This is a genomic window from Bradyrhizobium sp. (assembly GCF_030693485.1).
In the GTDB taxonomy this organism is placed as follows: Bacteria; Pseudomonadota; Alphaproteobacteria; order Rhizobiales; family Xanthobacteraceae; genus Bradyrhizobium.
In genome coordinates this window covers 21,457-34,886 of the sequence record NZ_JAUYAN010000041.1, presented here as the reverse complement: position 1 = coordinate 34,886, position 13,430 = coordinate 21,457, and the positions used below count along the sequence as shown (strand labels likewise).

15 protein-coding genes are annotated in these 13,430 nt (G+C 65.5%); 2 read left to right on the top strand and 13 right to left on the bottom strand.

Features of this window, described 5'->3' with window-relative positions; all coding sequences use genetic code 11:
• Nucleotides 1-121 precede the first annotated feature (121 nt).
• The 6 genes from Q8N40_RS03245 to Q8N40_RS03220 form a co-directional block, all read right to left on the bottom strand.
• Entirely contained in the window at nucleotides 122-688 is a 567-nt protein-coding gene (locus tag Q8N40_RS03245; protein ID WP_305710785.1) for a MerR family transcriptional regulator, read from the bottom strand.
• Nucleotides 689-714: 26 nt separating this feature from the next.
• On the bottom strand, nucleotides 715-1,047 hold the full coding sequence (locus Q8N40_RS03240) for an integration host factor subunit alpha (protein ID WP_305320598.1): 333 nt from the start codon (nucleotides 1,045-1,047) through the stop codon (nucleotides 715-717).
• Between the two features lie 131 nt (nucleotides 1,048-1,178).
• Nucleotides 1,179-2,156: a beta-ketoacyl-ACP synthase III gene (locus tag Q8N40_RS03235; protein ID WP_305710784.1), complete on the bottom strand. Its 978-nt coding sequence runs from the start codon at nucleotides 2,154-2,156 to the stop codon at nucleotides 1,179-1,181.
• Entirely contained in the window at nucleotides 2,153-3,214 is a 1,062-nt protein-coding gene (plsX, locus tag Q8N40_RS03230; protein ID WP_305319286.1) for a phosphate acyltransferase PlsX, read from the bottom strand. The genes Q8N40_RS03235 and plsX overlap by 4 nt, the downstream gene beginning before the upstream one ends.
• 330 nt (nucleotides 3,215-3,544) lie before the next feature.
• Nucleotides 3,545-4,135 (bottom strand): DUF177 domain-containing protein, encoded by a 591-nt coding sequence (locus tag Q8N40_RS03225; RefSeq protein ID WP_305710783.1) that lies wholly within the window; start codon nucleotides 4,133-4,135, stop codon nucleotides 3,545-3,547.
• 3 nt (nucleotides 4,136-4,138) lie between these two features.
• Complete coding sequence (locus Q8N40_RS03220) at nucleotides 4,139-4,699, bottom strand: ubiquinol-cytochrome C chaperone family protein (protein ID WP_305710782.1); 561 nt, start codon at nucleotides 4,697-4,699, stop codon at nucleotides 4,139-4,141.
• Between the two features lie 190 nt (nucleotides 4,700-4,889).
• On the opposite strand from Q8N40_RS03220, the gene Q8N40_RS03215 reads away from it, so the two are divergent.
• Both Q8N40_RS03215 and Q8N40_RS03210 read left to right on the top strand, forming a co-directional pair.
• Nucleotides 4,890-5,306: an outer membrane protein assembly factor BamE gene (locus Q8N40_RS03215; RefSeq protein WP_371135598.1), complete on the top strand. Its 417-nt coding sequence runs from the start codon at nucleotides 4,890-4,892 to the stop codon at nucleotides 5,304-5,306.
• Nucleotides 5,307-5,472: 166 nt separating this feature from the next.
• A complete protein-coding gene (locus Q8N40_RS03210; protein ID WP_305319282.1) occupies nucleotides 5,473-6,474 on the top strand; it encodes a tripartite tricarboxylate transporter substrate binding protein in 1,002 nt (333 codons plus the stop codon).
• 113 nt (nucleotides 6,475-6,587) lie between these two features.
• On the opposite strand, the gene Q8N40_RS03205 is transcribed toward Q8N40_RS03210, so the two are convergent.
• From Q8N40_RS03205 to nrdR, 7 genes are all read right to left on the bottom strand, one after another.
• A complete protein-coding gene (locus tag Q8N40_RS03205) occupies nucleotides 6,588-8,708 on the bottom strand; it encodes a sodium-translocating pyrophosphatase (RefSeq protein ID WP_305319281.1) in 2,121 nt (706 codons plus the stop codon).
• A 205-nt stretch (nucleotides 8,709-8,913) separates the two neighbouring features.
• The gene (thiL, locus tag Q8N40_RS03200; protein WP_305710780.1) at nucleotides 8,914-9,915 is read right to left on the bottom strand and encodes a thiamine-phosphate kinase; all 1,002 of its coding nucleotides are present in this window, start codon (nucleotides 9,913-9,915) and stop codon (nucleotides 8,914-8,916) included.
• 155 nt (nucleotides 9,916-10,070) lie between these two features.
• Entirely contained in the window at nucleotides 10,071-10,583 is a 513-nt protein-coding gene (gene nusB / locus Q8N40_RS03195) for a transcription antitermination factor NusB (RefSeq protein ID WP_305710779.1), read from the bottom strand.
• 2 nt (nucleotides 10,584-10,585) lie between these two features.
• Complete coding sequence (gene ribH, locus Q8N40_RS03190) at nucleotides 10,586-11,077, bottom strand: 6,7-dimethyl-8-ribityllumazine synthase (RefSeq protein WP_305710778.1); 492 nt, start codon at nucleotides 11,075-11,077, stop codon at nucleotides 10,586-10,588.
• A 104-nt stretch (nucleotides 11,078-11,181) separates the two neighbouring features.
• Complete coding sequence (locus Q8N40_RS03185) at nucleotides 11,182-11,790, bottom strand: riboflavin synthase (RefSeq protein WP_305319277.1); 609 nt, start codon at nucleotides 11,788-11,790, stop codon at nucleotides 11,182-11,184.
• Nucleotides 11,775-12,944: a bifunctional diaminohydroxyphosphoribosylaminopyrimidine deaminase/5-amino-6-(5-phosphoribosylamino)uracil reductase RibD gene (ribD, locus tag Q8N40_RS03180; RefSeq protein ID WP_305710777.1), complete on the bottom strand. Its 1,170-nt coding sequence runs from the start codon at nucleotides 12,942-12,944 to the stop codon at nucleotides 11,775-11,777. The genes Q8N40_RS03185 and ribD overlap by 16 nt, the downstream gene beginning before the upstream one ends.
• Complete coding sequence (nrdR, locus tag Q8N40_RS03175) at nucleotides 12,941-13,423, bottom strand: transcriptional regulator NrdR (protein WP_291865374.1); 483 nt, start codon at nucleotides 13,421-13,423, stop codon at nucleotides 12,941-12,943. Before nrdR ends, ribD begins: the two co-directional genes overlap by 4 nt.
• Between the last annotated feature and the right edge of the window lie 7 nt (nucleotides 13,424-13,430).

Genomic DNA, 13,430 nt, shown 5'->3' with positions numbered 1-13,430 from the left:
TGACGGCGCGAGTTCCGCCGAAGAAGCCCCTTGCATTTTCATTGCATGGGGTTGTTTTCGGGATTTTTGTCCGGACCGCCCATTGCACCGCCACAGGGCGCTGCGGGCCAACCCGGCGGCCCTACCCGTCCTTCATCGCGGCATTCAGCAATTCGCGGCAGGCGATCAGGTCGGCCAGCACGTTCTGCAGCCGGGCGACATCGAGGGGGCGCGGGCCGGCGACGCCGGGGATCGGGCCGGAGTCCAGCGCCGGCATGCCGTCCTCGTCGGTGTCGAGCAGGCGGAAGTCGATGCCGTCGGCGGCCTCGTAATCGTCGTCGTCGAGGTCGAGGCCGGGCGTGGCTACCTCCTCCTCGTCGCGTTCCGACAGGCTGCGTCCGACCGCTTCCTCGATGGCGCCGAAATTCGCCACCGCGGTGGCGTCGGCCAGCCGCTGCACCGAGCCGATGCCATGTTCCTTCAGGATCCGCTGCACGCCGCGGATGGTATAACCCTCGCCGTACAATAGCCGGCGGATGCCGCGCAGCAGGTCGACATCGTCGGGGCGATAATAGCGGCGGCCGCCGCTGCGTTTCATCGGCTTGATCTGGCTGAACCGCGTCTCCCAGAACCGCAGCACGTGCTGGGGGATGTCGAGGTCGGCTGCGACCTCGCTGATGGTTCGGAACGCATCCGGCGCCTTGTCCAAATGCCCGCTCCCTGTTGGAGAATTAGCTAATCTGCCTTGTTGCCGTCGCCATTGCCGATGGCGAGGCCGTTGATGCGCTGCTTGAGAATGGCCGACGGCTTGAACACCATCACGCGACGCGGCGAGATCGGCACCTCGGTGCCGGTCTTCGGATTACGGCCGATACGCTGCCCCTTCTTGCGCACCATGAAGGAGCCGAACGATGACAGCTTCACGGTCTCGCCCTTCTCCAGGCAGTCGGTGATCTCCTTCAGCACCAGTTCCACAAACGCCGACGACTCCGTGCGCGACAGCCCCACCTTCTGGTAGACGGCTTCGCACAGATCGACGCGTGTGACTGTTTTTCCGGTTCCGGTCATCGCCTGCCCCGCACTCTCGGCGAACAATATGTTGTTGAAATTAAGGGCTTAACGCGCGACGGTCAACAGCGCTCATCCATGCAGAAGCATGAAAGAATCCAACAATATGGATGGACTTTTTAATGCAGCGCTTACCAGCGCACGAGCGCCGAGCCCCAGGTGAAGCCGCCGCCCATGGCCTCGAGCAGCACCAGGTCGCCCTTCTTCACGCGCCCGTCCTTCACCGCCACCGACAGCGCCAGCGGGATCGACGCCGCCGAGGTGTTGCCGTGCAGGTCGACCGTCAGCACCACCTTCTGCGGTGCAATATGCAGCTTGTGCGCCGAAGCATCGATGATTCGCTTGTTGGCCTGGTGCGGAACGAACCAGTCGATGTCCTCGGCCGTGGTGCCGGTGGCCTTGAACGCATCGTAGATCACGTCGGTGATCATGCCGACCGCGTGCTTGAACACTTCGCGGCCCTCCATCCGCAAATACCCCACCGTGCGGGTCGAGGACGGTCCGCCATCGACATAGAGTTTCGCCTTGTGGCGGCCGTCGGAACGCAGATGGGTCGTCAGGATGCCGCGGTCGCCTGGCTCGCCGGGCTGCTCCTGCGCTTCCAGGATGACGGCGCCGGCGCCGTCGCCGAACAGCACGCAGGTGCCGCGGTCGTTCCAGTCGAGGATCCGCGAAAAGGTCTCGGCGCCGATCACCAGCGCGCGCTTGAAGGCGCCGGTCTTCAAGAAATTGTCGGCGGTCGACAGTGCGAAGATGAACCCCGAACAGACCGCCTGCAGGTCGAAGGCCGCGCCGTGGTGGATGCCGAGGGCGGCCTGCACCGCAACCGCGGTGGCGGGAAAGGTATTGTCCGGCGTCGAGGTGCCGAGCACGATCAGGTCGATCGACTGGGCGTCGATCCCGGCATCGGCCAGCGCCGCGCGCGCCGCGTTGATCGCCAGATGCGAGGTGAACTCGCCCTCGGCGGCGATGTGGCGCTGCCGGATCCCGGTTCGCTGCACGATCCACTCGTCCGAGGTGTCGATCCGCGCCGCCAGTTCGGCATTGGTCAGGATCCGCTGCGGCAGATAGGAGCCGCAGCCGAGCACGACCGAACGTAATGCAGTCACGAGACAGCCTCCTGCGATGTCTGCGCCTGGGCCGGCGCGTTGCTGTCGCGATTGAGCATTTGCTTGATCTTGTTTATCAGGTCGTCGCGGGCCATTTCATAGCCAACATCGACCGCATAGGCAAAGCCTTCGGCATCGGTGCCGCCATGGCTCTTGACCACGATACCGTTGAGGCCGAGCACCACGCTGCCGTTGGATTTCGAGGGGTCGAGCTTGTCGCGCAGCGCCTTGAAGGCGTTTCTGGCGAACAAATAGCCGATCTTCGCGCGCCAGCTGCTCGACATGGCGCTGCGCAGGAATTCGGTGATCTGCCGCGCCGTGCCCTCGGCGGCCTTCAGGGCGATGTTGCCGCTAAAGCCCTCGGCGACGATGACGTCGGCGGCGCCCTTGCCGATGCCATCGCCCTCGACGAAGCCGATATATTCCAGTTGCGGCAGGTTCATCGCGCGCAGCAGCTCCGCCGCCTCGCGAATCTCCTCGCGGCCCTTGATTTCCTCGACACCGATATTGAGCAGTCCGACCGTCGGGCGTTCCAGATCGAACAGCACGCTCGCCAGCGCGCTGCCCATCACCGCCAGCGCCACCAGGTGATGCGCATCGCCGCCGATGGTGGCGCCGAGATCGAGAACGACGGAATCGCCGCGCGCCGTGGGCCATATCGCCGCCAGCGCCGGCCGGTCGATGCCGGGCAGCATGCGCAGGCAGAACCGCGCCATCGCCGCCAGTGCGCCGGTATTGCCGGCGGAGACCGCGACATCGGCCTCGCCCTTCTTGACGGCGTCGATCGCCAGCCACATCGACGAGGTCTTGCGGCCACGGCGCAGCGCCACGCTCGGCTTGTCGTGCATGCTGACGGCGACGTCGGTATGGATGACGCGCGAGGCCGCCTTCAACGCCGGGTGTTTTTCAAGCTCGGGGTCGATCAGCGCCCGATCGCCGAACAGCAGAAATTCGCTGTCGGGATGCCGGGTCAACGCGACGGCGGCCCCCGGGACGACGACCGATGGACCGAAATCGCCACCCATGGCGTCAAGCGCGATTCGAACCTTTTTCGGCATGAAAACCCGGAAACCTGATCTTGTGCTGCGGTCTTGAAGTGCTCGGCCGCGAACTGGAAATCGCCACTGATGGCGGCGATCGGCGAAGCGCTATTGCGCCCCGGCCGGGCCGGGACAATACCGTGTCCCCTGCCCGACACAACCTCTTGACCGTCACCTTTTACGGAACCGGTTGAACCAGGGCAGAATCGGGCAACACCGATAATACGAGCCAGTTCAACGTATTACGAGACATTCCTGCACCGACGCCGAATCCGCTTCGACGGGAATGCGAGCTTGAGGCGGTTTCATCCACGCTTTACCGAGACTTCAGGGGCCTGAAAGCCTGCTCTAGGCCTTGCCCGGCTTTTTCGGGCCGGGCGGTTTGGCGTCGAGCTGCAGCGCCTTGAGTGCTGCAAACGGATGATCCTCGGGATCCTCGGGCACGTCAGGCGGCTCGAACACCGCATCCGGTTTGCGCGGATAGGGATCGACGGCGAGATACAGCGCATCGGTCGCGATCCGGCCGAGATCGATCACGCCGTTTTCGATCGGCTCCGGCGGATCCGGAATTTCCACCTCGCTCGCGGCGGCCTCGTCGACCAGGTCGGCCATTTCAGGAATTTGCTCCGGCGGCGCGAAGATCCAATCGATCGGTTCGTCGATATCGGTCTCGATCGGATCGAGCGTCACCACGCAGGTCTGCCCGATCCGCGCCCGGACCCTGCCCTCGACGTGAAAGCGCCCGCCGCTCATCGGGGTGACGTCGAGCGACGCGCTGACGGCGAGAACTTCGCGCAAGCCGCCGACCTCGGCGATGGCCTGCCGCACCGCCTGGTCGGCTTCGAGGTCGCGATGCAGGCCGGTGTCGGGGATCTGCACCACGGCAAGGGGAACGCGCCAGGGATCGGGTTTGTCGGTCATGGCAGTCGGTCTGTTCATGGCTTAAACGCCTGTCTGCGCTGGCGAAGGGAATTTCCACGATCCGCCCAGCAACGCCGCGTCGTCCAGCGCCGCGAGGTCGGCAAGTGCCGCCTCGACATAGACGGCCAGTTGACGGGCCTTGTCGAGCTGTTCGCCGTTCAGGACATTCTTGCACAAGGCCAGCGCCAGCGGCTCCGGGCCAGCGCTCAGGGCGAGATCGTAGGCCGCCACCCGGCCGTAGAACGCCTCCCCGAAGGCCCGCATGCGCTTCGGAACCTTGACGTCGCCGACCCCCATTTCCCGCAGATTGGCGTCCATGTCCTCGCAGAAGCGGTCAAACAGCGCCTGGGAGAACAGCGCCTGGGACTGGTCCGCCGCGGCCTGCAGCGGCTTCATCCGCCGCAATACCATCCACAAATGCAGCACCAGGAGATCAAAGCGGCCGTTAACCGTGTCCGCCACGCCCAAGTCCCGATAAAACAGCGGTTCTCGCGCTTGCGTCACGATCATGCCATAGATGGCCTCAATGGTGCCCGGCGAGGGCATCCGGGGTTTCCTGAAGTGATTGAACGGCCAAAGCATTGTGGGTTCCGAAAGCGAGCCCCAAAGGTTTGCCTATGGGTGTCCGCGCATGTTGCAATCCAGCGTGCTGCCCGGTACGTCAACGCCTCGCGCGATGCAAGGGGACGGGACCAGTTCCGGAATGACTGAAGCAAGCCAGAGAGCCTCCCGCGTACCCTCTCCGCGCGGCCTTGCCGCGCGCTGGCGCGGCATGCGGGCGATCGCCGCGATCGCCCTGGTGTGCGCGGCGCTCGGCGCCTGCACCGGAGAACAGTTCCAGAAGGGTTATATCCTGCCGTCCGGCGCGCTCGAGCAAATTCCGATCGGCGCCAGCCAGGACCAGGTGCTGATCGTGATGGGCACGCCGTCCACGGTGGCCACCCTGAACGGCGAGGTGTTTTACTACATTTCGCAGCGTTCCGAACGCAAGGTCGCGTTCATGAACCAGCAGGTGGTCGACCAGCGCGTGATCGCGATCTATTTCGACAGGAATCGCCAGGTGCAGCGGCTCGCCAATTACGGGCTGCAGGACGGCAAGATCTTCGACTTCATCAGCCGCACCACGCCGACTTCCGGCCAGGAACTCAGCTACCTGACGCCGCTGTTCAAGCTGCTCAGCTTCAACTAGGGCTCACGTCTCCCCGTCCCCGGAGGCGATGCGGCAACCGGGTCCGCGCGGCCCCGCGTCAGGGGAACACCCCTTCCTTGCACTGCGCCGACCCGCCCGCTTGCAGACCCCTCACGCATTTCCTACGCTTTCTCCGCCAACAAAAAATCCCGATAAGGAGCCAAATGTGACCAAATCCATTACCCGCCGCCGCGTGCTCACCGGAGCCGCAGCGATCTCCGCGGCCGCCATTCTGCCGCGCGCGAGCCTCGGCGCCGACTGGCGGCCGACCGAAACCGTCCGCCTGATCGTGCCGGCCGCACCGGGTGGCACCACCGACGTGATGGGACGGTTGCTGGCGGCACATCTGCAGACGGCATGGGGCCAGTCCGCGGTGGTGGAAAACCGCTCCGGCGGCGGCGGCACCATCGGCACATCGGAAGTGGTACGCCAGAAGGCCGACGGGCACACCATCCTGGTCGGCAACCCCGGACCCAATGCGATCGCCTACAGCATCTTCCGGAACATGAAGTACAAGGCGGATGAATTACAGCCCGTCAGCAACCTGATCCGGATTCCGAACATCATCTCGGCGCATCCTTCGGTGCCGATCAAGTCGATCGCCGAGCTGATCGCCTACATCAAGGCCAATCCGGACAAGCTGACCTACGGCTCATCCGGCGTCGGCCAGAGCCCTCACCTCACCGCCGCATGGTTCCTGCAATTGACGGGGCTGAAGATGGTGCATGTGCCGTTCCGTGGCGCGGGCCCGGCGTTGCAGGCAGCGCTTGGCGGCGATATCCAGGTGCTGTTCGACAATCTCTATCCGACGCTGCCCCAGGTCGAGGCGGGAAAGCTCAACGCGCTGGCGGTGACCACGACCGAGCGCGCCGCGCTGGCGCCCACTGTTCCGACCATGCGCGAGAGCGTGCCGGAGCTGGCCAAGTTCGACGTTTCGTCCTGGTTCGGCATTTTTCTGCCGAAGGCCCCGCCCGCGCCGGTGCTCGACGCCCTCAACAAGGAAATCAAGGTGTTCCTGGAGCGCGCGGACATCAAGGAGAACATGGCCAAGATCGGCGCCCGCACCGATTACGGCACGCCGCAGCAATATACGGACTTCGTGGCTGCGGAAACCGCGAAGTTCGGCGCCATCATCAAGCAGGAAGGCCTGCAGATGGACGCCGGCTGAGGCTAACCGCGCTACTCGCGTACACCGCCGTCATCCTGACAGGATGACGTCGACGAAAGAAAAACCCCGCGGCTTGCGCCGCGGGGTTTTGCGTTTCAGTCGTAACGTAACGCTCAGTGCGCCAGGATCGCCAGCAGCAACAGCGCCACGATGTTGGTGATCTTGATCATCGGGTTGACGGCGGGACCCGCCGTATCCTTGTAGGGATCGCCGACGGTATCGCCGGTCACCGCGGCCTTGTGGGCGTCGGAGCCCTTGCCGCCGTAATGGCCGTCCTCGATGTACTTCTTGGCGTTGTCCCAGGCGCCGCCGCCCGAGGTCATCGAGATCGCGACGAACAGACCGGTCACGATCACGCCGAGCAGCATGGCGCCGACGGCCGAGAACGCCGCTGACTTGCCGGCCGGACCGCCACCCGCGATCGCGAAGATCACGAAATAGACGAAGATCGGCGACAGCACCGGCAGCAGCGACGGGATGATCATTTCCTTGATCGCCGCCTTGGTCAGCAGGTCGACCGCACGGCCGTAATCCGGCTTGTCGGTGCCCTGCATGATGCCGGGCTTTTCGCGGAACTGACGCCGCACTTCCTCGACGATCGCGCTGGCGGCACGGCCGACCGCGGTCATGCCCATCGCACCGAACAGGTACGGCAAGAGGCCGCCGAACAGCAGCCCAACCACGACGTAGGGGTTGTTGAGCGAGAAGTCGGGCAGCACGCCCTGGAAGTAGGGATACTTCGAGGCATTGGCGATGAAGAATTTGAGATCTTCATTGTAGGCCGCAAACAGCACCAGCGCGCCGAGACCGGCGGAGCCGATCGCGTAGCCCTTGGTGACCGCCTTGGTGGTGTTGCCGACGGCGTCGAGCGCGTCGGTGGCCTTGCGCACTTCCTTGGGCAGGCCGGCCATTTCGGCAATGCCGCCGGCATTGTCGGTGACCGGGCCGAAGGCGTCGAGCGCCACGATCATGCCGGCCAGCGCCAGCATGGTGGTGGTCGCGATCGCGATGCCGAACAGGCCGGCAAGGCTGTAGGTGACGAGGATGCCCGCGATGATCACCAGCGCCGGACCGGCGGTGGATTCCATCGAGATCGCGAGACCCTGGATCACGTTGGTGCCGTGACCGGTGACCGAGGAAGCCGCGATCGACTTCACCGGGCGGTAGTCGGTGCCGGTGTAGTATTCGGTGATCCAGATGATCAGGCCGGTGACGACGAGGCCGACGATGCCGCACTGGAACAGCGCCATGCCGGTGTACTTCACGCCGGCCAGCGGACCGAAGCCGATCAGCCACCAGATCACGCCGGCAACGCCGACCAGCGACAGCACGCCGGTCGCGATCAGGCCCTTGTACAGCGCGCCCATGATGGACTGGCTGGCGCCGAGCTTGACGAAGAAGGTGCCGGCGATCGAGGTCAGGATGCAGACGCCGCCGATCGCGAGCGGCAGCGTCATCATCGGCACCAGCAACGGCGAGGTCGCAAAGAAGATCGCAGCCAGCACCATGGTGGCGACCGCGGTCACCGCATAGGTCTCGAACAGGTCGGCGGCCATGCCGGCGCAATCGCCGACATTGTCGCCGACGTTGTCGGCGATGGTGGCCGGGTTGCGCGGATCGTCTTCGGGAATGCCGGCTTCGACCTTGCCGACGAGATCGCCGCCGACGTCAGCACCCTTGGTGAAGATGCCGCCGCCGAGACGTGCGAAGATCGAGATCAGCGACGCGCCGAAGCCGAGCGCCACCAGCGAATCGACCACGATGCGGTCGTTGGCCTTGAGGCCGAGGACCTGGGTGAGATAGGCGAAGTAGATGGTGACGCCGAGCAGCGCCAGACCCGCGACCAGCATGCCGGTGATGGCGCCGGCCTTGAAGGCGAGTTCAAGTCCGCCGGCCAGCGAGGTGGTGGCGGCCTGCGCGGTGCGCACATTGGCGCGGACCGAGACGTTCATGCCGATGAAGCCGGCAGCGCCCGACAGCACGGCGCCGATCAGGAAGCCAATCGCGACCTTCATGCCGAGGAAGTACGCCAGCAGCACGAAGATCACGGCGCCGACGATGGCGATCGTCATGTACTGACGCTTCAGATAGGCCTGCGCGCCTTCGCGCACCGCGGCTGCGATTTCCTGCATTCGCGGATTACCCGCATCGGCCTTCATGACCGATGCCGTCGCCCAAATGGCGTAAACGATGGAAAGCACTCCGCAGAGCACAATCGCCCATAATACTGTCATTGAATTTGCCTCAGATCCTGGATCTACCCCACACCACACCGCGGGAGCGGCGGGCGCCTAAAAGAAGGCCCGCCCCTGCCCATAGAGGTGGCCTTAAATCGGCGGGACCATGCCAAAATCGCATCCCCTGCGCAACGCTGCGGAGGACCAAAACCAACGATTTCGGCAGGTATTTGCGTCCGAACCGGCGGTTTTTCAGGGAATTCTAGAAATGGCTGTAGGACAATCGCTTTAGCGCGATCTCCCTGCCGTCGGCGTCGAGGAATCGCGGGGCGGACTTCCCTGCGACGATCTTTCCAATCGAGGTCACGGCCACGCCGGCCAGCCCCGCCGCCTGCGCGAACGCCGCGAAGCCGGCCTCCGGGATCGCACACAAAATCTCGTAGTCGTCGCCGCCGGAAACGATCGCCTCGATGCCGACCGTGCCGTGCGCCAGCAATTCGGCGGCGGGCGCGGACAACGGGATACTCTTGATGTCGATGACAGCGGATACCCCGGACGCCGCGCATAGCTTGGCGAGATCCCCCGCCAGACCGTCGGATACATCCATGGCCGCGCTGGCATGGTCGCGGACCGCTGGCGCCAGCGCATTGCGCGGCTGCGGCTCGCGGTACCGGCCGACCAGTAGCTGGCTTGCCGCGGTGTCCTGCGCGAGCGCAGTCGCCACCGCGCCGCCTTTCAGGATATCGAGGCCGAGCGCGGCATCGCCGATCGTCCCGGTCACGACAATGCGGTCGCCGGGTTTGGCGCCGCTGCGGCGGACCATCCTGCCCGGCGCCACCCGCCCGAACGCGGTGACGGAGATCATCGCCGGTCCGGGCGTCGACACCGTATCGCCGCCGAGCAGCGGACAGTCGAACAGGCTGGCATCCTCGCCCAGCGCGCGCACGAATGGCGTCAGCCAGCCATCGTCCTGGGTGCGCAGCGCCAGCGTCAGGACAAAACCCGCGGGCACCGCCCCCTTGGCAGCGAGATCGGACAGGTTCACCCGCAGCGCCTTGCGCGCGATGCTATCAGGGGGATCATCGGGGAGAAAATGCACGCCCTCGACGATGGCGTCGGTGGTCACCACGATCTCGTCACCGCCGGCCTGCAGGGTCGCCGCGTCATCCACCAGCCCGAACGCACCGGGATCGGTCGCGAGCGGACGGAAGTAGCGGGCGATCAGGGAGTCTTCACCGGAGGGGGCTTGCTGTCGATCGGTCATGCGGCGCGACCCAACACACAACTGTCATCGCCCGGCTTGACCGGGCGACCCAGTATTCCAGAGATGCCCGCGATCGACCGAGGAGCCGCGGCGTACTGGGTCATCCGCTTTCGCGGATGATGACAGTTGAATGTGCGGCGAGCGCCCATCCCGGCCTATCCCCGCGCAAACTCGTCGGCGCGAAACTGGCGGGCGATCTGGTCGAGCACCGCGTTTACCATGCCGGTCTCCTCGGACTCGACGAAGGCGTGCGCGACATCGACATATTCCGACACCACGACGCGGCCGGGCACGTCCTTGCGATGCTCGAGTTCGTAGGCCCCGGCGCGCAACACCGCGCGCAAGATGGCGTCGACCCGCTTCAACGGCCAGCCCCTGGAAAGCGCCTCGTCGATCACGGGGTCGAGCCTGGCCTGATCGCGCACCACGCCGGCGACGACGTCCTGGAAGAATGCGGCCTCGGCCGGCAGATAGGTGTCGCCCTCGACCTCGTTGCCGAGCCAGTGGCTCTCGAACTCGGCGAAGATGTCATTGAGGCCGGCGCCGCCGATGTCCATCTGGTAAAGCGCCTGCACCGCGGCGAGCCGCGCTGCGCCGCGCCGGTTGGCCTTTTTGTCGGGCCCCTTGTCAGACCCTCTGGCCGGCGCAGGCTTTTTTTTCTCTGGCATGATCAGGCCCTTGCCAGCCGGCGTTTGATCCGCAGCATCGCCAAGGCCGCGCGCGCGGCGTCGCCGCCCTTGTTGAGTTCGCTGGCGCGCGCTCGCGCCCAGGCCTGCGCGTCGGTGTTGACGGTGATGATGCCGTTGCCGAGCGGAAACTTCCTGTTCACCGCGAGGTCCATCAGCGCGCGCGAGGATTCTATCGACACGATCTCGAAATGGATGGTGTCGCCGCGCACCACGCAGCCGAGCGCAATCGCCGCGTCATAGGGCTTGCCGTTGCTCTCGGCGGCATCGAGCGCGATCGCGATGGCGGCTGGAATTTCCAGCGCACCGGGCACCGTGATCACCTCGTGGCTGACGCCGGCCACCTTCAACTCGGCGACCGCGCCTTCCAGCAGCGCATCCTGGATGTCGTCATAGAAGCGCGCCTCGACGATCAGCGCCCGTGCGCCGGATATGTCGGTCTGGTCCTTCAACTGTGCGCGCCGCGCGTCCGCCATTGTCTGCTCATCCGTTTCAAGACGTTGACAGATACCGATTGCGCCGAATGTCAACGATTGGTGCGGGTTTTAGGCGCAGCAGCGGCCAAAGCCAAGGGCTGCGCCTACTTCATTTCCGACAGCCGCGCGGCGTAGCGCGCCATCAGGTCGACCTCGAGATTGACCTCGGTCCCGGCGCGCCAGCCGCCCAGCGTGGTGACGCCGAGCGTGTGCGGAATGATCAGCACCGAAAACGCGACGTCGGCAACGCTATTCACGGTCAGCGACACACCATCCAGCGTCACCGAGCCTTTCATGGCTATGAAGCGCGCCAGTTCCCGCGTGGTGGAGAGTTCGAACCGCGCCATATCGGGCAGATCGTCACGCTTGATAATGCTGGCGATGCCGTCGGCATGCCCGGCCACGATATGGCCGCCGAGTTCGTCGCCGATCTTCAGCGCCCTCTCGAGATTGAGTTTGGTGCCGGTAACCCAGTGTTTCGCCGTGGTCATGGCCAGCGTCTCGGCGGCGGCGTCGACATCGAACCATGTCCTGTCGGCCTCTGTGCCCGAGGCGACCACGGTGAGGCAAACGCCGTTGCAGGCGATCGAGGCGCCGTCGGCGATGGTGGACCGGTCGTAGCGGCAGGCGATGCGCAGCCGATGCAGCTGGCCCTGCGCGGTGGGTGTGAGGCTGACGATCTGGCCGATGTCGGTGACTATGCCGGTGAACATGAGATGCGCTCGTAAATGGTCATTGTGTCGCTTTGCAGCGTCTCGCTAGCACGGAGCTTGAATGCGGGCGACCTTGTGATGGCGGTGAGCGGCAATGCCTCCAGCGCGGGGACGCCATCGGCGCCGACCGGATGGGCACCGCGCAACAGCCAGACTTCGTCGACCAGACCGGCAGAAACAAGGGATGACGCGACGCGGGCGCCGCCTTCGACCAGCAGGCGCGTGATGCCCCTTTCGGCCAGCGTGTGCAGCACGGCGGCGAGATCGAGCCCGGGCGGCGGGGTGGTTGTGACGGGCACGCGGATTACCTGCGCGCCGGCCGCGCCCAGCTTCATGGCGGCGGGCGCTTCCGACAGATTTGATGTCATCACCCACAACGGCGTTTCGCGCGCGGAGTACACCAGGCGGCTGGTGCCGGGGATGCGCAAGGCGCGGTCGAGCACCACCCGTACCGGCGAGCGCGCCTCCATGCCCGGCAGCCGGCAGGTCAGCGCGGGATCGTCCGACAGCACCGTGCCGATCCCGACCAGGATGGCGTCGCATTGCGCGCGTAGCAGATGCACCCGCGCCTTCGCGGCTTCGCCTGTGATTGCCAGCGGCTTGTGGCCGGCAGCGGCGATCTTGTCGTCGGGAGACACCGCCAATTTGAGGATCACGTGGGGACGCTTGTCGCGGACGCGCCGGAAATGCCCGGCATGATCGTACGCGGCTTCCACAGCCCCCGGCCCGATATCGACCATGATTCCGGCGGCGCGCAATTTGGCGTGGCCTTGTCCCGCCACCTGCGGATTGGGGTCCTCGACCGCCGACACGACGCGGGTAATCCCGGCCGCGATCACCGCATCGGCGCAGGGCGGCGATTTGCCAAAGTGCGAGCACGGCTCCAGCGTCACATAGAGCGTTGCGCCGCGCGCGGCCTCGCCGGCACGCGCCAGCGCCTCGGGCTCGGCATGGGGACGGCCGCCGGGCTGGGTCCAGCCGCGGCCAACGATGACGCCGTCCCTGACCACCACCGCGCCGACCGCGGGATTGGGCCAGGTGCGGCCCTGCCCGCGCCGGCCGAGCGACAGCGCCAGCGCCATGAAGCGCTGGTCGGCGGCTTTCGAATCCTTCGATTTCTGAGCGTACTGGTCTTCCAGGATGCGGAAGATCATTTGCGTAACGTGGCGAGCCGCGCTTCGTCGTCGCCGGAGAGCTCGCCGAGCACGGTCTCGAAGTCCTTGGCCTCGCGAAAGTTGCGATAGACCGAGGCGAAGCGGACATAGGCGACGTCGTCGAGCTGGCGCAGATGCTCCATCACGATCTCGCCGATCGCCTCCGATGAAATCTCGGCCTCGCCGCCGCTTTCCAGCTCGCGCACGATCGCCGAGACCATCTTCTCGACCCTTTCAGGATCGACCGGGCGCTTGCGCAAGGAAATCTGCAGCGAGCGCACCAGCTTGTCGCGGTCGAACGGCACCCGGCGGCCGTTGCGCTTGATCACCGTGAGTTCGCGCAGCTGCACCCGCTCGAAGGTGGTGAAGCGGAAATTGCAGGCGACGCATACCCTGCGCCGCCGGATCACGGCGGAATCCTCGGTCGGACGCGAATCCTTCACCTGCGTATCGAGGCTGTTGCAGCTGGGACATCGCATCCGTCTG

What these genes read in the sequence shown, in the direction of transcription:
- nusB (WP_305710779.1), bottom strand. Translation starts at nt 10,583, where the DNA reads ATGCCAGAGAAAAAAAAGCCTGCGCCGGCCAGAGGGTCTGACAAGGGG.
- ribH (WP_305710778.1), bottom strand. Translation starts at nt 11,077, where the DNA reads ATGGCGGACGCGCGGCGCGCACAGTTGAAGGACCAGACCGACATATCC.
- thiL (WP_305710780.1), bottom strand. Translation starts at nt 9,915, where the DNA reads ATGACCGATCGACAGCAAGCCCCCTCCGGTGAAGACTCCCTGATCGCC.
- Q8N40_RS03185 (WP_305319277.1), bottom strand. Translation starts at nt 11,790, where the DNA reads ATGTTCACCGGCATAGTCACCGACATCGGCCAGATCGTCAGCCTCACA.
- Q8N40_RS03220 (WP_305710782.1), bottom strand. Translation starts at nt 4,699, where the DNA reads ATGCTTTGGCCGTTCAATCACTTCAGGAAACCCCGGATGCCCTCGCCG.
- plsX (WP_305319286.1), bottom strand. Translation starts at nt 3,214, where the DNA reads ATGCCGAAAAAGGTTCGAATCGCGCTTGACGCCATGGGTGGCGATTTC.
- Q8N40_RS03215 (WP_371135598.1), top strand. Translation starts at nt 4,890, where the DNA reads ATGCGGGCGATCGCCGCGATCGCCCTGGTGTGCGCGGCGCTCGGCGCC.
- nrdR (WP_291865374.1), bottom strand. Translation starts at nt 13,423, where the DNA reads ATGCGATGTCCCAGCTGCAACAGCCTCGATACGCAGGTGAAGGATTCG.
- Q8N40_RS03240 (WP_305320598.1), bottom strand. Translation starts at nt 1,047, where the DNA reads ATGACCGGAACCGGAAAAACAGTCACACGCGTCGATCTGTGCGAAGCC.
- ribD (WP_305710777.1), bottom strand. Translation starts at nt 12,944, where the DNA reads ATGATCTTCCGCATCCTGGAAGACCAGTACGCTCAGAAATCGAAGGAT.
- Q8N40_RS03205 (WP_305319281.1), bottom strand. Translation starts at nt 8,708, where the DNA reads ATGACAGTATTATGGGCGATTGTGCTCTGCGGAGTGCTTTCCATCGTT.
- Q8N40_RS03225 (WP_305710783.1), bottom strand. Translation starts at nt 4,135, where the DNA reads ATGAACAGACCGACTGCCATGACCGACAAACCCGATCCCTGGCGCGTT.